Here is a 19,215-nt window from a genome sequence, read left to right as displayed (position 1 = left end):
GCAAACCGGTGCACGACCGGCCGACCTACATCTACTGCGCCAGCCATTGGGCCGGGTCCACTGGAGCGCCACGATGGCGAATTTCAAAGTATAGGCCGGATTCCACTTGGCCGCCGGTTGCGCCGACGGTTGCAATAGTATCGCCGCCAGCCACCGGATCGCCCACCCGTTTGAGCAGGCTCTGGTTGTAAGCATAGACGGTCAGGTACTGCTGGCCATGATCCACAATGATCAGGTTGCCAAAGCCGCGCAGCCAATCGGCGTAAACCACAGTACCGGGGGCCACCACCTTGACGGGCGTCCCTTCTGGCGCGCGCAGCACCACGCCCCGCCATACGCCCCCGTCCGGGCGATCCACCCCGAACCTGCCCTGCACCTGGCCGCGCACCGGCATGGTCAGCCCGTGCCGCAGACCACTGCCGCCGCCCACGGGCGGCGCCTTTGCGGTCTGCTGAGCCGATGCACTGCGCGTTGGAGTGGCGGGCTCGTCAATCGGTTCCGTCTTTTTGGGCGGTTCGGCAGGCTTTGTTTGCGCCGGCGTATCGGCAGGGCCGCCAATGCGGGTCTGGCGCTGCTCGGCGGGACGCAATCCGGCGGCATCCGGGTCGGCCACGGCCACCGGGCCCCGATTCTGGCGGGCGGCCGCCTCGACCTGTTCGCGCGCCTGGGCGGCCTCGCGGGCTTCGTTGTCGCGGCGGGCGCCGTCCTCGGCGACCTTGCGGTCGGCCTCGGCCTTGCGGCGGGCGTCCTGCGCGCGGCGTTCGGCCTCGGCGCGCTTCTTGGTTTCTTCGGCCACGCGGCGTGCTTCCTCGGCCGCACGCCGCGCCTCCTCGGCCCGGCGGACTTCCTCGGCGCGCTTGCGCGCCTCTTCCGCCTTGCGCGCGTCCTCGATCTGCTTGGCAATCGCCGCGTCCAGATCGGTGATGAGCCGCGACAGGCGCTGGTCGTCACGTCCGAGCTTGTTGGCCTCGGCGCGCTGGGCGGCGATCTGCCCTTCCAGCTGGGCCAGCAGGCTGGCGCGCTCTTTTTGCTGCGCGACCAGCGCGGTTTTCTGTTCGGAGGTCTCGGCGACCCCTTTTTCGATTTCGGCGCGGCGTTCATCCGCGCGGGCTTGCAACGCCGCCAGGCGGTCGATGTCGGCCCGCAAGGCCTTGACAGCGTCGGCCCGGGCGCGGGACACGTAGTCCAGATAGCCCAGATTACGGCCCAGCACCTGGGGATCGTCGCCGGAGAGCAGCGCCGTCCAGGGCGACAGGCCGCTGGTGTATTGGGTGCGCAGCTGGTCGGCCAGTTCGACGCGGCGCTTGGCCAGCACGGCCTCCTGCGCGGCGATCTGCTTTTCCAGCGACGCGAGATCGGCCGTCGCCTTGCGGTTGGCCTCGGCCAGTTCCTTCAGGCGCAGGTTGATCCGGGAAATGGACGATTCCGACTGCTTGAGCGCGTCGGCCGCCTCTTTGCGGGCGGCCTCGCGGTCGTCGATTTCCTTTTGCAGGCTCTCGATGCGGTCGCGCAAGGCGGCCTGCTGTTTCTCGGCATCGGACTGACGCCCGGCAAGGTCGCTGGGCGCGGCGCGCGCAGGCAGCGTCCCACTGGCCAACATGACCGCCAACAACAACCCCGCCGTGCGACGCATAGAGATATCAGTCCTTCTTGGCCTTGCCCTGGGCTGCAACCGCAGCCATGGCCGCCTCGATCTCGGCGGCATCGCCCAGATAATAGTGGCGGATCGGGCGCAGGTCATCATCCAGTTCATAGACGAGCGGCTGGCCGGTCGGAATGTTCAGGTTGACGATGTCGTCGTCCGACACGTTGTCCAGATGCTTGATCAGGGCGCGCAGGCTGTTGCCGTGGGCGGCGATCAGCACCTGGCGGCCGGAACGGATGGCCGGCGCGATCGATTCATTCCAGAACGGCAGCACGCGGGCCACGGTGTCCTTCAGGCACTCGGTGGCGGGCAGCTGGTCGGCCGGAATCTTGGCGTAGCGGCTGTCGAAACGCGGGTGGCGTTCGTCGTCCAGGGACAACGGTTCCGGGGCGATGGCGTAGGCGCGGCGCCAGATCAGCACCTGCTCGTCGCCGTACTTGGCGGCGGTTTCGGACTTGTTCAGGCCTTGCAGGGCGCCGTAATGGCGCTCGTTCAGGCGCCAGTTCACGCCGACCGGGGTGTACATGGCGTCCATGGCGTCCAGCGCGATCCACAGGGTGCGGATGGCGCGCTTGAGCACGGAGGTGTAGGCCAGATCGAAGGCGAAGCCTTCCTTCTTGAGCAGTTCGCCCGCCTTGCGGGCCTGTTCGCGGCCCGTGTCGGTCAGGTCGACGTCGGTCCAGCCGGTGAAACGGTTTTCAAGATTCCACTGGCTTTCACCGTGGCGCATCAGTACGAGTTTGTGCATGGTTTGGGGCGCCCGCAGCGCGGGTTAAAGTTGGAGGATGGTTAAGGAATGGGCTCATTTTATAATTGAGTGATTTTGCCCGTGATTCTGCCCCGGCGCACCGCGTCCATGTCCTGGACGCGATGCATCAGGGTTCGCCCCTACCCGGCTGGCCGGCGGACTTGCCGACATGCAAGCCGGCGTAGCGCCAGCCGACGTACTACAGGAAGCCTTCGTGGACCTTTTGCAATTCTTGCTCGATAAAAACAACATTTTCATTGTCGCCGTCGCCGTGGTGTCTGGCGTGATGCTGATCATTCCGGCCATGCGCAAGGGCCGTACCGGATCTGCCATCAGCACGAATGAAGCCATCCAGATGGTCAACCAGCGCAATGCCGTGTGGGTCGACGTGCGCCCTGCCGAGCAATTCCAGGCCGGCCACATTGCCCAGGCACGAAACGTGCCGGCAGCCGACATCGAGCAGAAGGCCAGCTCGCTGCCCAAGAACAAGCCGCTCGTGGTGGTTTGCGACAATGGCCGCGATTCGGCCCGCGCCGCCGCCAAGCTGCGCGCTCAGGGCTTTACCGACGTCGTGCCGCTGGAAGGCGGCATGCGCGCCTGGTCCGCCGCCAGCCTGCCGGTCACCCAGAAGGGTTGAAGCGGGCGGACTCGCCCCCATCTACCTATCCTTGTACCCACAGGAGCGCCCTATGAACAAAGTCGTCATGTACAGCAAGGACTATTGCCCTTATTGCGCCCGCGCCAAGTCGCTGCTCGAGCAGCGCGGCGTGACCGACCTGGAAATCATCCAGATCGACCGGGAACCGTCCCAGCGCGATGTCATGATCGAACGCACCGGCCGGCGCACCGTCCCGCAGATCTTCATCGGCGATACCCATGTCGGCGGTTGCGACGACCTGATGGCCCTGGACCGCTCGGGTGGACTCACCCCCTTGCTGAACGGCTAATCGCCCCTTTTTGCCTCTCCCACCAACGGAAACACTCATGGCTGATCAAGACCAAAACTCCCAGCAAGAAGGCGGCAACGACGCGCCCTCGTTCAATCTGCAGCGCGTCTACCTGAAAGACCTCTCGCTGGAAATGCCTAACGCGCCTCACGTGTTCCTGGAGCAGGAAGCGCCCCAGGTCGAGGTGAGCATCACCGTGGGCGGTCAGCGCCTGGCCGAAACCGTGTTCGAAACCACGGTCACCGTCACCGTCACCACGCGCATCAACGACAAGGTCGTGTACCTGGTCGAAGGCACGCAAGCCGGCATCTTCGAAGCGGCCAACATCCCCGAAGAACAGCTTGATCCGCTGCTGGGCATTGTCTGCCCCACGATGCTCTACCCGTACCTGCGCGCCAACATCGCCGACGCGATCACCCGCACCTCGATGCCCCCGCTGCACCTGACCGAAGTCAACTTCCAGGCCCTGTACGAACAGCGCATCGCCGAACTGCAACAGCAGCAGGCTGGCGCCGCCAATGGTAGCGGCGGCGACTCGGGCATCATCCTGCCCCCCGGCGCGACCCGCCAGTAAGCACCCCGCGGCGCCCCATGAACCAACCCGCCGAGCCGCGCCTGCGCGTCGCCGTCCTGGGTGCGGGCAGTTGGGGCACCGCGCTGGCGGCGGCCGCCAGCCGCCGCCACCCCACCCAGCTCTGGGCGCGCGAAGCCGCGCAAGCGGCCGCCATGGCCGCCACCCACGAAAATGCCCGCTATCTGGCGGGCATTTCCCTGCCCAAGACGCTGCAGTTTTCCGCCGATCTGGACGCCACGCTGCGCACCTTGCAGGACGACGCCGCGCGCCCCCTGATCGTGCTGGGCGTGCCCGTCGCGGGCCTCATGTCCATTTGCGAAGCGCTGTCGCAGCGGCTGCCCGCGCTGGGCCTGCAGGACACTCCCATCGTCTGGACGTGCAAGGGCTTTGAAGCCGACACGGCCAGGCTGCCCCACGAAATCATGCGCGAGGCCCTGCCCGGCGCAACGGGCGGCGCCTTGTCAGGCCCCTCGTTCGCCCGCGAGGTCGCGCAAGGCCTGCCCGTCGCGCTGACGGTCGCCAGCAGCAGCCCCGCGCTGCGCGAGGCCACGACCGCGGCGTTCCATGGCGCGGCGCTGCGGGTCTACGCCAGCACCGACCTGGTCGGCGTCGAGGTGGGCGGCGCGCTAAAGAACGTGATCGCGGTTGCCTGCGGCATCTGCGACGGCCTTGCGCTGGGCACCAATGCCCGCGCGGCCCTGATTACCCGCGGTCTGGCCGAGATGACCCGTTTTGGCGTCGCGCTGGGCGCGCAGGCCGAAACCTTCGCCGGGCTGACCGGCCTGGGCGATCTGGTGCTGACCGCCACGGGCGAGCTATCGCGCAACCGGCGCGTGGGCCTGGAGATCGGCGCCGGCCGCAAGCTGGCTGACATCCTGGCCAGCGGCATCACCGCCGAGGGCGTGCGCTGCGCCCGCGCCGCGCTGGAACGCGCCCGCGCCATCCATGTCGAATTGCCCATTACCGAAGCCGTGTGCGCCGTGCTGTTCGAAGGCGTGGCGCCCATGACGGCCGTCTCGGCCCTGCTGGCGCGGGATGCGCGTTACGAAGGGTCCGGCTCCGGCGAGGCCTTCGGCGCCGCCTAAGCCGCGCCTCTGTCTATTCCGCTCCGACAACATCACACGACACCCACCCCGAGGAGACATCCTTCATGACGCAAACCCGCAAGTTCCGGGTCGGCCCGCTGCTGCGTGGCCTTTGCCTGAGCCTGGCCGCCATCGTGCCCTTTGCCGCCCATGCCGACTGGCCTGAGCGCCCGATCCACATGGTGGTGCCCTTCCCGCCGGGCTCGTCTCCCGACATCCTGGCGCGTACGATTTCCGAGCCCCTTTCCCAGGCCCTGGGTCAGCCCATCGTCATCGACAACAAGCCGGGCGCGGGCGGCAACATCGGCACGCGCATGGTGGCGCAGGCCAAGCCCGACGGCTACACGCTGCTCTACACGATCAACGGCCCGCTGGTCACCGCCCCCACCCTGTACAAGAAGACGCTGGGCTACGACCCCCTGACCGATCTGGAGCCGGTGTCGCTGGTGGGCACCAGCCCCAACGTGCTGGTGGTGCCGGGCAGCCTGAAGGTCGACAACGTCCAGGACTTCGTCAAGCTGGTCAAAGGCCGCGGCAGTTCGCTGAACTACGGGTCGGTTGGCCCGGGCAGCTCGGCCCACCTGGCCATGGAGATGTTCAAGGAGAGCGCGGGCGTGGACCTGGCGCACATTCCGTACTCCGGCTTTCCCCAGGTCATCACCGCCATCATCGGCGGCGACGTGCAGGCGGGCTTCATGGTGCCGGCGATCGCCGTGCCGCAGGCGCGCGACGGCAAGGTCAAGCTGCTGGCCGTGACCAGCCTGCAGCCCAGCGACGCCCTGCCCGGCGTGCCGACCATGGCCTCGCAAGGCTATCCGGATTTCGAGGCCATCTCGTGGAATGCGATCCTGGCGCCGGCCGGCACGCCCACGCCGATCGTCGAACGGCTCAATAGCGAACTGGCGCGCATCATCAATAGCGATGCCGTGCGCAAGCAGCTTGCGCTGCAATACTTCACGCCCGCCCCGTCCACCCCGGAAGCCCTGACCGCCCGCATCAAGAATGAAAAGGCGCGTTGGGACCAGGTGATCGACAAGCTCAAGCTGTCGCTGGACTAAGCTTCCCGGCCGAAGGGCGGCGCTACGCGCCGCCTTCGTAGCCCTGCTGGCGCCACGCTTCGAACACCGTGACCGCCACGGCATTCGACAGGTTCAGGCTGCGCTGGCCGGCGCGCATCGGCAGCCGCAGCCGCTGCTGCGGCGGAAACATCGCCTGGTGTTCGTCGGACAAGCCGGCGCTTTCGCGGCCAAACACGAATACATCCCCCGGCTTGAAACTGACATCGGCCACGCTGCGCTGCGCGTGCGTGGTCAGCGCATAGATGCTGGACGCGGCCGCGCCGGTATCTTCCAGCGCCTCGCGCAGCGTGTCGTGCACGCGCACGGGTTGCCACTCGTGATAGTCCAACCCGGCCCGCCGCATGCGGGCATCATCCAGTTCAAACCCCAACGGCCGCACCAGATGCAGCTGCGCGCCGGTATTGGCGCACAGGCGAATGGCGTTGCCCGTGTTGGGCGGGATCTCCGGGCAGACAAGAATGACGTGGAACATGGTGCAGGGAAGATGAAAAGGCGTGCGGCCGGAAGCGGCCGCAGGCGTGATTGTCGCCGATTTGCCAGGATGGGCCGGCGCGCGGCGGGCCATCCAGGCGGCCCGGCCTGGACGCCGGCCGATGCAATCCGGCGTCAGGGCGTGCGCGCGGCGACCAGCACCGTGACGCTGGCCGCGCCCGCCGCCATCAGGGCCTGCGCCGCGGCCCCAGCGGTGCTGCCGGTGGTCATCACGTCGTCCACCACCGCCACATGCCGGCCAAGAACGGTGCCGGAGCAGGTGAAAAGACCCGCGGCCCCGCGCTGCCTGGCGCGCCGGTCCAGCGTGGCTTGGCGGGGCGTCTCGCGCCGCCGCGCCAGGACAAGGCGTGGCGCGGGCAGCGACAGTTCGGCCGCCAGGCTGCGCGCGATCTCGGCCGCCGGGTTCATGCCGCGCTGGCGCAGCGACGCGCGGCTGGCCGGGATGGGGACCAGGAGTAGATCGGCAGTCCAGGCGCCCGCGCCCGGACTGGCTGCCCCGTCCGCCGCCTGCAGCGCCTGCGCCATCAGCCGCGCCAGCACCGGCGCCATGCTGAGGCGCAGTTGCGTCTTGAGCATCAGGATCAGCGTGTCGCCGGGCGGCGCGTAGTCAAAGGCCGCGACGGTCCGGCTGAATGGGCGCGGCGCCGCCAGGCAGGCCGTGCAATGCGTCCCGCCACCGTTGAGGCAAAGCGCGCACTGCGGGCATCTGGCCGATGCGCCCGGCGGCCCCGCCAGGATGTCGGCCTGGCAGCCGGCGCACAGCCGCGCCCCCGCGACCCGGGCGCCGCATAACGGGCAATCGCCGCCCACGCGCGACAGCAGCCGTCGCCCCATGTCCAGTAGGGGCAATCGGAGCCTGCGGCCGGGATGCGCAATAATGTGTGCCATCCCAGATCAAACCATGCTCCGCCCCGGGCGATCCCGCGGGCGCGACCGAAATGTCCCTGCCAGATACCGCAACGCCCCCCTCCCTGCCCCTCGTCAGCGCCGACGTGCCGCGCCAGTTCGCGCGCCGCGGCGACCTGGCTGACGCCCAATTCCTCTATGGCGAGGTGGCGCGCCGCATGCTCGGCCGCCTGCAGTACATCCGCGTGCAGCCGCAAGCCTTGCTGGACGCCGGCTGCGGCGCCGGCGACAACCTGCCGTTGCTGCGCGAGCGCTACCCGGATGCCGCCTATACCGGCCTGGACAACTGTGAGCCGCTGCTCGGCCAAGCGCGCAAGCGCCACGCGCCGGGCGGCCTGTCGGCCTGGATCGGCAAGCTGGCGCGCCGCGGCCCCGCCGCCCCCGCGTTCGTCAATGCGGATCTGGCAAACACGGGCCTGCCGCCCGAGTCGCTGGAACTGGTGTGGTCGAACATGGCCATGCACTGGCACCGCGAACCGCACGCCGTGCTGGCCGAGTGGCGCCGCATCCTGAAAGTGGGCGGCCTGGCGATGTTTTCCTGTCTGGGCCCGGCCACCCTGCGCGAACTGCGTCAGGCGGTGGCCGACGCGGGCCTGCGCACCGCCACGCCGTCCTTCGTGGACATGCACGACTTCGGCGACCTGCTGGTTGAGAACGGCTTCGCGGATCCGGTCATGGACCAGGAAATCCTGACCCTGACCTATCGCAGCCCGGAAAAGCTGCTGCAGGACGTGCGCGCCCTGGGCGGAAACCCGGCCGAAGGCCGCCGCGGCGGGCTGGTGGGACGGGATTGGCGCGACCGCCTGTGCGCCGCGCTGGAAGCGCAGCGCAATGCCGATGGTCTTATCGTGCTGAGCATCGAGGTGGCGTACGGCCACGCCTGGCGCGCCGCCGCGCATCGGACCGTGGCGGGAGAAACCCGCCTGTCCGTCAGCGCGATCGGCGGCCGGCACCGCGGCGCCCCCTGACACGGGGGCCCCGCCGCTGGCTTCCTAGTGCAGCCGTTCGGGCACGATGACGCCGGGCTCGGACGCGGCCAGGCTCTGCATGGGCTCGGACGTCGCCCGGATCCGGCGGCGCAGCACCGCAGTGGGCTCCGCGGGCGGCGCGACGGGGGCCGCCGTGCCGCGCCAGGCATTGGACATGGCCTCCACCATCAGCGGCAGGTCGCGCAGGCGGTGATACTGGCTACGCAGCCAGCGGGCATCGTTGCCGGCGCGCATGGCATCGTCGCGCAGGGCGGCGATCATGTCGCCGGTGCCCAGTTCCTCGGCCACCGGCATCAGACGCTGGAACAGCGCACGCAGATGGTCGATCAGGCGCACGCGTTGCCCTTCCGGCGTCACGTAGCTGCCCTGCAGGCCAAAACGGCAGGCCTGGAAATGGTTGCTGCGATAGGACAGCCACGCGTTGTCGCTGGGATCTTCCTCGCGCATCAGCAGCACCGCCAGCACCTGGGCAAACGCCGCCACCTGGCAGGCGCGTTCCACGGTCAGCGGCGTGTCGCAAACACGGATCTCGACCGTGCCGTATTCAGGCTTGGGACGGATATCCCAGTACAGGTCCTTGATGCTTTCAGCCAGGCCGAAGGCGCGCAGTTGCGACAGATGGGCCTCGAACTGGTACCAGTCCTTGACCTCGGCGGGCATATGCCCGGCCAGCGGGAAGCTGTTGACCGCGTTCAGGCGCGAGCACGAGAACAGGGTATCCACCCCCTCGCAGTAGGGGGACGACGCCGACAGCGCGATGAAATGCGGCACGTAGGGCGACAGGCGGCGCAAAAGCTTGATGGAATCGTCGCCGCTCTTCACGCCCAGATGGATGTGCTGGCCGAAAACCGTAAATTGACGCGCCAGGTAACCGTACATTTCGGCCAGGTACTGGAAGCGCGGGGTATCCGAGATGGAGCGTTCCTGCCAGCGCATGAAGGGATGGGCGCCGCCCCCCGCCACCGACACGCCCACCGCGTCGGCCGCTTCAACCAGGGCATCGCGCATCTCGCGCATTTCGGCCAGAAGGCCCATGGGGTGCTCGTGCACCGAGGAGTTCAGTTCGATCATGGACCGCGTGATTTCGGGTTTGACGCGGTCGGCAATAGGATGGTTGGCCATCTGGGCCAACAGTTCGTCAGAGGCTGCAGCAAGGTCAAAACTGCGGGGGTCGATCAGTTGCAGCTCGAGTTCGATGCCCAGGGTGTTGGGGGCCGACGAAATGAACGGGATTTGTTCCATCTCGGACTCCTTTGAATGTTTGATGAGGGTATGCGCCGTTCGACCTTGAAGCCCGGCAACTTCCCGGGGGGCGCTAGACGGCGGCTTGTGAACGCATGATAGCCGCAGCTTTGTGGCAAAACGATTGAAAATCGTGACATTTGTGTGCAACATCGCGGATCATCCGGTTTTGCCCTCTGAAGAAAAGTAAGCAAGCGCTTACAGCATAGGATTGGCGCGGGTCGCCACCGCGCCAGGCGCCGAAAGCCAGTATTGACGGGGATTCCGAGGGGGGATGGGATAACCCTGACTAGGGTTATCCCTTATCAAATTGACGCCGGACGGCGGCTATTTGCGCCAGAAGATTGGCGTGAACAGGACCAGCACGGTCAAGAGCTCCAGGCGGCCGATCAGCATGGCAAAGGTGCAGACCCAGATCTGGAAGTCCGACAGCACGGCGAACGAGCCCATCGGACCCACGGGCCCCAGCCCCGGCCCCGTGTTGTTCACGCTGGCAAACACCGCCGAGAACGCTGTGATGGGGTCCAGGCCCGAGAGCAGCAGCAGACTGGTGAACACGGCGATCGACAGACCGTAGAACAGCATGAAGGCCAGCACGGACGACATGGTCCGGGTCTCCACCGCCCTGCCGTTGATCCGGACCGGACTGACGGCATGCGGGTGCAGCATCGTCACCAGCTCATTGCGGGCCTGCTTGATCAGCAGGATGGCGCGGATCATCTTGATCCCGCCCCCTGTCGACCCGGCCGAGGTCGCAAAACCCGACAGCAGCAGCATCGTCAGCGGCGCAAACAGCGGCCACTGCGCGAAGTCCGTGTTGGCGTAGCCCGTGGTGGTGGCCATGGAGATGGTGTTGAACATCCCGTAGCGCAGCGCCTCCAGGGGATCCGTGTAGACGTCCTTGATGAACAGGTACACCGAGATGATCACGCCCACTCCCAGCACCACGACCAGGTACGGGATGGCCTCCGGGCAGCGCCAATAGGCGCGCGGGCTGCGCTGGCGGAAGGCGTTGAAGTGCGTCGCGAAGTTGATCCCGGCGATCAGCATGAACACCATCGCCACCATTTCGACCGCCACGGAGTCAAAGTGCGCGAAGCCGTCGTCCCAGGTGGAAAAGCCCCCCAGCCCCATGGTGGTGGCCATGTGGCACCAGGCCTCGAACCAGGACAGGCCGGCCAGCCGGTACGCCAGGAAACAGAGAATCGAAAACACGAAGTACACCGCGTACAGCGCCTTGGCCGTGCTGGCGATGCGCGGCGTCAGCCGCTCGTCCTTCATCGGACCCGGGGTTTCCGCCCGGACCACCTGGTGGCCGCCCACGCCCAGCAGGGGAAGAATGGCGACGGCCAGCACCAGGATGCCCATGCCGCCGATCCAGATCAGCGTGGCGCGCCACAGGTTGATCGACGGCGGCAAGGTGTCCAGGTTGGTCAGGACCGTGGCGCCCGTCGTGGTCAGCCCGGACATCGCCTCGAAATAGGCCCCGGTGAAGGACAAGGGCAGCCCGGCGCCATGGAAATACAGCAGGAGCGGAATGGCCGCCAGCAAGGGCAGGCCCGCCCACACCGCAGACACCAGCACGAAGCCGTCGCGCGCCCGCAATTCACTGCGGTTGCGCCGGGTCAGCGCGGCCAGGCCGCCGCCAATGCCCACCGAAATGAGAAACCCGTCCCGGAACGCGTCGCGCGCCCCGTCCGCCCCCACATAGGCGATGAACAGCGGGATCAGCATGGTGAGGGCGAACATCACCATGGTGAGGCCCAGGATGTACAGGGTGGCCAGAACGCGCTTCATGAAGGCTTATCCGGCCGCGCGCGGCCCACGCAAGGAGTGAGAGGGGCAGCGCATCAGAAGAAGGACGCCGAGACCTGGAACAGCTTTTCCACGCGCGGCATCTGCTGGCGCGAGGGCACGAAGACGATGACGTGGTCGTCGGTTTCGATGACGGTATCGGCGTCGGGCAGGATGATTTCTTCACCGCGCACCAGCGCGCCGATGCTGGCGCCCTTGGGCAGGCTGATCTTGCCCACCGCGCGGCCCACCACCTTGGACGTGGAGCGGTCGCCGTGGGCAATGGCCTCCAGGGCCTCCGCCACGCCCTGGCGCAGCCGGTGCACGGCGACCACGTCGCCGCGGCGCACATGGCGCAGCAGTTCGCTCATGGTGGCTTGCGACGGCGACACCGCGATGTCGATATGGCTGCCCTGCATCAGTTCGCCGTACGCCTGCCGGTTGATCAGCGCGATCACCTTGCGTGCGCCCAACCGCTTGGCCAGCAGCGAGGACATGATGTTGTCCTCGTCGTCGCTGGTCAGCGCCAGCCAGGTGTCCATGTCCTCGATGTTTTCGCGCTCGAGCAGCGCCTCGTCGGTGCCGCTGCCGTGCAGGACCAGCACGCTATCCGGCAGCTGGGTCGCCAGGTACTCGCAGCGCTTGAGGTCGTGCTCGATGATGCGCACGCTGTACTTTTCTTCGGCGAGCCGGCGCGCGAGGCGCAGGCCGATATTGCCGCCGCCCGCGATCATCACGCGGCGCACGGCCCGCTCGGCGTCTCGCAGCTTGCGCACGGCGCGGCGGGCATGGTCGGAATCCACGACCAGCACGACTTCGTCGCCCGGCGCGATGACCGTGCCGCTGCCCGCGCGCAGGGGACGCCCGCCGCGCAGCACGTCGATCACGCGCGCCTTCACGTCCGGCCAGACGTCGCGCAGCTTGTCGACGGACGAATGCGCCATCGGGCTGCCATGCCCCACCCGGACCGTCACGACGCTGACGCGCCCTTCCGCAAATTCCACGACCTGCAAGGCCTCGGGAAATTCGATCAGGCTGTGCAGGTAAGTGGTGACGCTGCGTTCGGGGCTGATGAGCGCGTCGATGCAGAAGCCTTCTTCGCTCATGAGTTCGGGATGTTCGGGAAACTCGGCCGAACGGATGCGGGCGATGCGGCGGGGAATGTTGAAGAGCTGGCGCGCAATCTTGCACGCGACCATGTTGGCGGCGTCGGACGCCGCACAGGCGATGAAAAGATCGGTATCGGCGGCGCCGGCGTTTTCAAGCACCGACACCTGCGAGCCGTCTCCCAGGACGACACGCAGGTCAAAGTGTTCTTGCAGGTATTGCAGCTGGGCGGGGGCGGAATCGATGACCGTGATGTCGTTTTGCTCGGACACCAGGTTTTCCGCCACGCTGGTGCCTACGCGACCAGCGCCCATGATGAGGATCTTCATGTGCTGCGCTTGCGCGCGGACTCGATGCCCAATTGCTTGAGCTTGCGGTAGAGGTGGGTGCGTTCCAGCCCGGTGCGTTCGGACACGCGCGTCATGCTGTGGCTTTCCCTGACCAGGTGATATTCGAAGTAGATGCGCTCGAATTCGTCGCGCGCCTCGCGCAGCGGCTGGTCCAGCGAGATGCTGCCAAGCTGGCCGTTGGAGGTGGCCGGCGCATCGTTGACGGACACCGCAGCCAGCGCGGCCGGCGGATCGAGTTCGTCTTCCAGCGCGACCACCGGGCTGGCGACCGCCGGATTGGCGGCGGCAGGCGCCGGATGCGGCACGCGGCCCCGTGCCAGACCCGCGGCAACGGTCTTGAGCAGACGCTGCAGCGTGATGGGTTTTTCCAGGAAATCCATGGCGCCGATGCGCGTGGCTTCGACTGCCGTGTCGATGGTGGCGTGGCCGCTCATCATGATGACAGGCATGTCCAGCAAGCCTTGCGAGCCCCACTCCTTGAGCAGGCTGACACCGTCGGTGTCCGGCATCCAGATGTCCAGCAACACCAGATCGGGACGCATGCGAAGACGGGCAGCGCGCGCTTGCGCCGCGTTTTCGGCCAGCTCGACCGTGTGTCCCTCGTCGTAAAGGATTTCCGACAAAAGCTCGCGTATACCGACTTCGTCGTCAACCACCAGAATTCTGGCCATAAAGCATCCACCTATTGCGTAGCCGCATTATCCTTTTCTTGCGCGGTGGCGTCCATAGTATCGGACCCGGGCGCGAGCCGGGTCAACAGGATGGAAATCCGCGCCCCTCCTTCCTTGCGGTTGGCAAGGTCGATACGTCCGCCATGCTCTTCCACGATCTTGCGGACGATTGCCAATCCTAACCCAGTCCCGTGGGACTTTGTGGTTACGTAGGGCTCGAACGCGCGCTGCATGACCTGCGGCGGGAAGCCCGGACCCGTGTCGGCGACCGTGAAACGCAGCGCCTGATGGGCCACGCGATCGGGCTGTTCGCTGCGCATGAGCTGCGTCGTCACGCTGACGCGGCCCTGCCCGCCCAGCTCCGCGATCGCATCGCGGGCATTCGACAGCAGATTGTGAATCACCTGCCGAAGCTGGGTCGGATCGCCTTCGATGTCGGGCAGGCCTGCAGCCAGGCTCACGTCCAGATTCAGGGCCTTCTCCGTCAGGCGCGAGGACCCGCCCTCGGGCTCCCAGCCGTAGAGCGACAACACGTCCGCCACCAGCGCGTTGAAGTTGATGCGTTGCATGACGGCCGGCGGCGTGCGGGCGTATTCGCGGAAGTCGTCCACCATCTGCTTGAGCGACGCCACCTGGTTCACGATCGTGTTGGTCGAGCGCGCCACGATCTGGGCCTCGGCGGGCGGCAGCTTGCCTTCCAGCTTCATGGCAAGGCGCTCGGCCGAGAGCTGGATGGGGGTCAGCGGATTCTTGATTTCGTGGGCCAGACGGCGCGCCACCTCGCCCCACGCCACCGTCCGGTTGGCCGAGATCACTTCGGTGATGTCGTCGAACACCACCAGATAGCCGTTGCCGCGCCCGTCCACGCGCAGGTGCGTGCCCCGCGCCAGCAGCGTCAGCGGCTGCGATGCGGTCTCGCCTTCGACCGCGGCGGGCGCGATTTCGAACTGCTGCTGCCAGTGCTGGCGTTCGGAACCGACCGCCGCATGCGTGGAAAACGCCTGACGCACGATGTTCGCAAATTCCAGCATGCCGTCCGCCGTCTCCAGCGGGCGGCCGATCACCGAACGCAAGTCGGCGCCCAGGATGGTCTGGGCCCCCTGGTTGACCGTGGTGACGCGGAAGGCTTCATCGAACACCAGCACGCCGGAGGACAGGTTGGACAGCACGCTTTCCAGGTAGACGTTGGAGCGCTCGAGCTGCTGGCGGTTGCTTTCGACCATGCGGCGCGCCTCGTCGAGCTGGCGCGTCATGGCGTTGAACGAGCGCGTAAGCTGGCCGACTTCGTCGCGTTCCGGCGGTTCGGGCAAGGGCCGGTAGTCGCCCACGCCCACCGCCTGCGTGCCGCCTGCCAGGCTCAGCAGCGGGCGCACCAGCCGCTTGGACAGGGACAGCGCCACCGCGATGGCGCCGAACGCCGCCAGCAGCAGAGCCAGCGTCAGTGTGATGCCGTAGAGCTTGCGCAGGCCCAGCCGCGACAGCGCCAGTTCCTGGTAATCGCGAAAGCCCTGCTGCACGAGGTTGGCGTTGTGCGCGATCTGCTCGGGCACCGGCTGCAGCAGCTGCAGCCAGCGGGGTTCGGACGCTGGCCCCAACAGGTTGTCGTAGCGGTCCGGGCCGTTCAGCGGGATCACCACGCGTAGATGCAGGCCGCCCTCGGCGCCCGGCGTTACGGGATCGTCGGCTTCGGCCGCCGAGTAGCCGCGCGCCAGCCGCAACTGGTTCATCACCGTGGACGGCGGCATTGCAGGCAGCAGTTGCCCGTACTGGCTGGTCGAAAACGCCACCATGCGGCCGCTGCCCGTGAACACCATGGCTTCCTGCACGCCATTGGCCTCGCGCAGCCGGGTCAGCGCCAGCGTCACGCCGCTGTCGGTGCTGCGGTTCAGTTCGACCGCCATCGAGCGCGCCCGCGCGTCCAGGTCCGCCAGCAGCGAATCCAGCGCGGCGCGGCCCAGGTTCAGGCCGGCTTCCAGCGCCGTATCCACGCGCACGTTGAACCAGGATTCGATCGAACGCGACATGAACTGCACCGACACGGTGTAGATGAGCGCGCCGGGCACCACGCCGATCAGGGCGAACGCCAGGGAAAAGCGGGCGGTAAGCCGCGCGCCGAACTGCCGGCGTCGGATCTGCCGGGCCAGCCGCACCGTCAGCGCCACCACCCAGACAAAGAGCGCCAGCGCGAAAATGCCGTTCAGGACCAGCAGCGTGTCGTAGTAGCGCGCAAAGCGCGAGGCGTTTCCGGTGGACCAGGCCAGAAGGCCCAGCAGCGCCAGACCGCTCACGGCGCCGACCATCAGCGCCAGCCGAAGCAAAAGCCTCATGAGGGATCTTTCTCCTTGTCGCCCAACATGAACGAGAAGTCCATCCACGGCGTCGCCTGCGCCCACGAACTGCTGTTCAGGGCATTGACCTGGAACGGCCGCGGCAACAGCGACGTATCCAGCCTCAGGCGCAATTGCCCGTTGTATTCCGACCCCGCATCAAACTCGCTCGCCTCTGCCACCCGCCAATTGCGGATGTGCCGGATGGCGCTCATCGCGTCGTCCAGCGAGGCCACCGGAAAGGACAGCTCGCCCACGCCCGCCCGCCATTGCCGGGTCAGCGCGTTATAGACCACCCGCCAGGTGCGGGACGTGTCCACCAGCGACTTGTCGAACCAGTACCAGCGCTCGCGGGTGATGGTGAGGTCGGCCGTGAAATACAAGGCGACGCCGCGCTGGGCGGCGTCGCGCAACTGCTGATTCAGCTCGAATTCGATATCCGCGTCGATTTCCAGGTTGCCGTCCCGCACCACCGGATCCACCCGGGTGACGCGGGGTTCGGACGCATGCGCCAAGCCGCCCGGCGCGGTCAAAAGCACGGCAGATACCAGCAACAACCCAAGAAATACGCGCGAAATAATGGACATACGGCACCGGGACTACGTCATGCCCCTATTCTTCGGGATTCAGGACTGCTTGGCAAACAAGGCGTAGAAAAACCCGTCGTGTTGCGCCGCGGGTGTTGCATCGACCGCAACTGGCAGCAACTGGCCCGGTGCCTCCAGGCGGGTTGCGTCGGGGTGGCGCTGCAGAAACTCCAGGGCCTGGCGCGTGCCTTCGATCGGAAAGACCGAGCATGTCACATAGAGCAGGCGGCCGCCCGGCGCCACGGTGGACCAGAGCGCGTCCAGGATCCGGGTCTGCAGGCTGGCCGTGCGGCGCAGGTCGTTCTCGCGGCGCAGCCAGCGGATGTCGGGGTGACGCCGCACGATGCCCGACGCCGTGCAGGGCACGTCGGCCAGCACCGCGTCAAAGGGCTTGCCGTCCCACCAGGCGTCCAAGTCGGCCGCATCGGCCGCCTTGAGCCGGACGTGACCGCCGCCCAAGCCCAGCCGCGCCAGGTTCTGTTCCACGCGGGCAAGCCGGTCGGCATCGGCGTCCAGGGCAAGCAGGTCGATATCGGCCAGCTCAAGCAGATGCGCCGTCTTGCCGCCCGGCGCCGAGCACGCGTCCAGCACCCGCATGCCGTTCGCGGGCGCCAGCAATTCCGCGGCGAGCTGCGCGCCCGCGTCCTGCACCGACCACCAGCCCTCGGCAAAGCCGGGCAACTGCGTCACCGGTTTGGGCGTGGCCAGCACCACGCCCGACTGGCCCACCGGCTCGGCCGCCAGGCCTGCATCGGCAAATGCCGCCAGCACCTGTTCGCGGGTGGCGCGCCGGCGGTTCACCCGCAGCGTCAGCGGGGCCGGCAGGTTGGAGGCGGCCAGGATGTCACGCCATTGCTTGGGATAGGCCACGGTCAGCTGCTTGACCCACCAGCCGGGATGATTGAATTGCGCCTCGGGGCTGTCGGCCACCGCGGCTTCAAGCGCGGCGCGTTCGCGCAGGAAGCGGCGCAGGCAGGCGTTCAGCATGCCCTTGTACGACGCCAGGGCGCGCGAGCCGGCGGCCGCGGTCACCGCCTGGTCGACGACCGTGTGCGGGGCGTAGACCGGCATGCCGGGCAAGGCCACGGCCGCATCGCCCTCTTCCTTGAGCAGCGTCAGCGACACCAGCAGCAGGGATTCGAACAGCACACTGGGATAGCGCTGCACCATCTCGCGCCCGACCGCATCGGCCCAACCCAGGTAGCGCATCGCATGAAACGACACGGCCTGCGTGGCAGGACGCAGCGCGGCGTCCACGTCGGCCAGCGCCTCGGTGAGCGAACGGCCGTCGAGCACATCCTCCACCACTTCCGCGCCGGCAAGAAGGACTGAAGAGAGCGGAGGAGCCAGATTGGGGGAGTCGGAACGCGTGGACATGGGGCGAAATCAAAGAGTAAGACCGCTATGGTAGCCCGGACCTGGACGAGAGGGCGGCGGGCGCGGCACACTGGGTGCCTGCCCCGGAGCCCGATATGACCCTTGCCACGCTGCTGCTGTTCGTCCTGGCCTCTGCCGTCGCCATCATCACGCCCGGTCCCACCGTGCTTCTCGCCCTGTCCAACGGCTCGCGCCACGGCGTGCGCGCCGCGTGCTGGGGCATGGGCGGCGCCGTGCTGGCCGATCTGGTCCTGATCGGCGCGGTGGCCTGCGGCCTGGGCGTGCTGCTGGCGGCCTCCGAAGTCGCCTTCCAGATCGTCAAATGGGCGGGCGCGGCGTATCTGGCGTGGCTGGGCGTCAAGCTCCTGCGTTCGGACGCGGCGCTGATCCTGCCGTCCGAGCGCCCCCGCGACGCCCGTCCGGACGGCCTGGCCCTGGGCATGCGCAGCTTCGTCGTGGCGCTGACCAACCCCAAGGCCCTGCTTTTCATGTCGGCCTTTCTGCCCCAGTTCATCAACCCCGCAGCGCCGTTGCCCGCCCAATACGCCATCCTGGCCGGGATCCTGGCGCTGCTGAACGTGGCGACGATGCTGGCGTACGCCACGCTGGGCGCGCAGATGGTCCGCGCCTTCCAGGCGGGCGGCCTGCGCTGGCTGAACCGGATCTGCGGGGGCATGCTGATCGGTCTGGCCGGGACGCTGGCTCTGTATCGGCGAACCGCGGCCTGAACCGGACACGGGCCGACGGTCCGCGTCCGCTTCTCCGCCCCCCTTTTTGCAGGCCGGTTGCGCACCCGGCGCTATCCGCGCCTACGGCAATGCCGTATAATTATGCGCTTTCCCCGCTATCGCCACGGGAGCGGCCGCCAGCCTGGAATCCGGTTGGCGGGAAAACGCCGCCCCCCCTCCCCCCTGACTGAGTTATGAATAAGGCTGTTCCGCTTGCCCGGTCCGTCCGGTGGCAGGCGTCGCACATCAGCGAAGCGCGCAACCGCGTGGGCCTGCCGCAGGCGGATTTCGCGGCGTTGCTGGGCGTTAGCGTGCGTACCTTGCAGGATTGGGAACAAGGCCGGCGCAACCCTTCAGGCGCCGCGCAGACATTGCTGCGGGTTGCCATGCTGCATCCCGAAACGCTGCGCCACCTGTCCTCGGTGGACGCCCCGGCCTGGCCCTGACCCTTTGACGATTACCCCGCCGCACGCCCAATGCCCGTGCGCGAACCTACGGTGAATTAGATTGGAAGTTATTGAACATTCCCGCCCCGGCAAAGGCGCCGGCACTGCTCCCAGCAACGGC

General features: G+C 67.5%; 19 protein-coding genes. 8 read left to right on the top strand and 11 right to left on the bottom strand.

What is annotated here, in order from left to right; translation table 11 throughout:
- Nucleotides 1-31 precede the first annotated feature (31 nt).
- Together KVT32_RS17735 and gpmA are read right to left on the bottom strand one after the other, a co-directional pair.
- Entirely contained in the window at nucleotides 32-1,633 is a 1,602-nt protein-coding gene (locus tag KVT32_RS17735) for a murein hydrolase activator EnvC (protein ID WP_217618585.1), read from the bottom strand.
- 7 nt (nucleotides 1,634-1,640) lie between these two features.
- Nucleotides 1,641-2,393 (bottom strand): 2,3-diphosphoglycerate-dependent phosphoglycerate mutase, encoded by a 753-nt coding sequence (gpmA, locus tag KVT32_RS17730; RefSeq protein ID WP_180097276.1) that lies wholly within the window; start codon nucleotides 2,391-2,393, stop codon nucleotides 1,641-1,643.
- A gap of 214 nt (nucleotides 2,394-2,607) precedes the next feature.
- Between gpmA and KVT32_RS17725 the strand changes: the two genes are divergently transcribed.
- The 5 genes from KVT32_RS17725 to KVT32_RS17705 all read left to right on the top strand — a co-directional run bounded on the left by KVT32_RS17725 (nucleotide 2,608) and on the right by KVT32_RS17705 (nucleotide 6,057).
- Nucleotides 2,608-3,030 carry a rhodanese-like domain-containing protein gene (locus KVT32_RS17725; protein WP_217618606.1) on the top strand — a complete coding sequence of 141 codons (423 nt, stop codon included), beginning with the start codon at nucleotides 2,608-2,610 and terminating at the stop codon, nucleotides 3,028-3,030.
- 52 nt (nucleotides 3,031-3,082) lie between these two features.
- Nucleotides 3,083-3,340 carry a glutaredoxin 3 gene (grxC, locus tag KVT32_RS17720; RefSeq protein ID WP_056319736.1) on the top strand — a complete coding sequence of 86 codons (258 nt, stop codon included), beginning with the start codon at nucleotides 3,083-3,085 and terminating at the stop codon, nucleotides 3,338-3,340.
- A 37-nt stretch (nucleotides 3,341-3,377) separates the two neighbouring features.
- The gene (secB, locus tag KVT32_RS17715) at nucleotides 3,378-3,914 is read left to right on the top strand and encodes a protein-export chaperone SecB (protein WP_056319734.1); all 537 of its coding nucleotides are present in this window, start codon (nucleotides 3,378-3,380) and stop codon (nucleotides 3,912-3,914) included.
- 17 nt (nucleotides 3,915-3,931) lie between these two features.
- On the top strand, nucleotides 3,932-4,999 hold the full coding sequence (locus KVT32_RS17710) for an NAD(P)H-dependent glycerol-3-phosphate dehydrogenase (RefSeq protein ID WP_175156577.1): 1,068 nt from the start codon (nucleotides 3,932-3,934) through the stop codon (nucleotides 4,997-4,999).
- Between the two features lie 65 nt (nucleotides 5,000-5,064).
- A complete protein-coding gene (locus KVT32_RS17705) occupies nucleotides 5,065-6,057 on the top strand; it encodes a tripartite tricarboxylate transporter substrate binding protein (RefSeq protein WP_217618584.1) in 993 nt (330 codons plus the stop codon).
- A gap of 22 nt (nucleotides 6,058-6,079) precedes the next feature.
- Here KVT32_RS17705 and KVT32_RS17700 read toward each other — a convergent pair whose 3' ends face one another.
- Both KVT32_RS17700 and KVT32_RS17695 read right to left on the bottom strand, forming a co-directional pair.
- Nucleotides 6,080-6,550: a tRNA (cytidine(34)-2'-O)-methyltransferase gene (locus KVT32_RS17700; protein ID WP_056319784.1), complete on the bottom strand. Its 471-nt coding sequence runs from the start codon at nucleotides 6,548-6,550 to the stop codon at nucleotides 6,080-6,082.
- Nucleotides 6,551-6,684: 134 nt separating this feature from the next.
- Complete coding sequence (locus KVT32_RS17695; protein WP_371825595.1) at nucleotides 6,685-7,419, bottom strand: ComF family protein; 735 nt, start codon at nucleotides 7,417-7,419, stop codon at nucleotides 6,685-6,687.
- Nucleotides 7,420-7,508: 89 nt separating this feature from the next.
- Between KVT32_RS17695 and KVT32_RS17690 the strand changes: the two genes are divergently transcribed.
- The gene (locus KVT32_RS17690) at nucleotides 7,509-8,444 is read left to right on the top strand and encodes a methyltransferase domain-containing protein (RefSeq protein WP_175156578.1); all 936 of its coding nucleotides are present in this window, start codon (nucleotides 7,509-7,511) and stop codon (nucleotides 8,442-8,444) included.
- Between the two features lie 24 nt (nucleotides 8,445-8,468).
- Here KVT32_RS17690 and KVT32_RS17685 read toward each other — a convergent pair whose 3' ends face one another.
- The 7 genes from KVT32_RS17685 to rsmB form a co-directional block, all read right to left on the bottom strand.
- Nucleotides 8,469-9,707, bottom strand: a complete 1,239-nt coding sequence (locus KVT32_RS17685) for a YbdK family carboxylate-amine ligase (RefSeq protein WP_142052460.1) — start codon at nucleotides 9,705-9,707, stop codon at nucleotides 8,469-8,471.
- Between the two features lie 327 nt (nucleotides 9,708-10,034).
- Complete coding sequence (locus KVT32_RS17680) at nucleotides 10,035-11,504, bottom strand: TrkH family potassium uptake protein (RefSeq protein ID WP_152382865.1); 1,470 nt, start codon at nucleotides 11,502-11,504, stop codon at nucleotides 10,035-10,037.
- A 53-nt stretch (nucleotides 11,505-11,557) separates the two neighbouring features.
- Complete coding sequence (trkA, locus tag KVT32_RS17675) at nucleotides 11,558-12,937, bottom strand: Trk system potassium transporter TrkA (RefSeq protein ID WP_175156580.1); 1,380 nt, start codon at nucleotides 12,935-12,937, stop codon at nucleotides 11,558-11,560.
- Nucleotides 12,934-13,629 carry a response regulator gene (locus KVT32_RS17670; protein WP_063952136.1) on the bottom strand — a complete coding sequence of 232 codons (696 nt, stop codon included), beginning with the start codon at nucleotides 13,627-13,629 and terminating at the stop codon, nucleotides 12,934-12,936. The genes trkA and KVT32_RS17670 overlap by 4 nt, the downstream gene beginning before the upstream one ends.
- Before the next feature lie 11 nt (nucleotides 13,630-13,640).
- Nucleotides 13,641-15,956, bottom strand: coding sequence for an ATP-binding protein (locus KVT32_RS17665; RefSeq protein ID WP_180097267.1), 2,316 nt, complete (start codon nucleotides 15,954-15,956; stop codon nucleotides 13,641-13,643).
- Nucleotides 15,953-16,543: a DUF4390 domain-containing protein gene (locus KVT32_RS17660; protein WP_128829524.1), complete on the bottom strand. Its 591-nt coding sequence runs from the start codon at nucleotides 16,541-16,543 to the stop codon at nucleotides 15,953-15,955. Before KVT32_RS17660 ends, KVT32_RS17665 begins: the two co-directional genes overlap by 4 nt.
- 39 nt (nucleotides 16,544-16,582) lie before the next feature.
- Nucleotides 16,583-17,920, bottom strand: coding sequence for a 16S rRNA (cytosine(967)-C(5))-methyltransferase RsmB (gene rsmB / locus KVT32_RS17655; RefSeq protein WP_217618583.1), 1,338 nt, complete (start codon nucleotides 17,918-17,920; stop codon nucleotides 16,583-16,585).
- Nucleotides 17,921-18,015: 95 nt separating this feature from the next.
- Here rsmB and KVT32_RS17650 point away from each other — a divergent pair, with 95 nt between their 5' ends.
- Together KVT32_RS17650 and KVT32_RS17645 are read left to right on the top strand one after the other, a co-directional pair.
- On the top strand, nucleotides 18,016-18,648 hold the full coding sequence (locus tag KVT32_RS17650) for a LysE family translocator (protein WP_056319711.1): 633 nt from the start codon (nucleotides 18,016-18,018) through the stop codon (nucleotides 18,646-18,648).
- Between the two features lie 194 nt (nucleotides 18,649-18,842).
- Nucleotides 18,843-19,094 carry a DNA-binding transcriptional regulator gene (locus KVT32_RS17645; RefSeq protein WP_063952133.1) on the top strand — a complete coding sequence of 84 codons (252 nt, stop codon included), beginning with the start codon at nucleotides 18,843-18,845 and terminating at the stop codon, nucleotides 19,092-19,094.
- Nucleotides 19,095-19,215 lie beyond the last annotated feature (121 nt).

It is taken from the genome of Achromobacter sp. GbtcB20, from assembly GCF_019091095.1.
GTDB classification, from domain to species: domain Bacteria; phylum Pseudomonadota; class Gammaproteobacteria; order Burkholderiales; family Burkholderiaceae_B; genus Achromobacter; species Achromobacter mucicolens.
The sequence above is the reverse complement of the archived record's forward strand: the minus strand, read 5'-3'. Positions and strand labels throughout refer to the sequence as shown.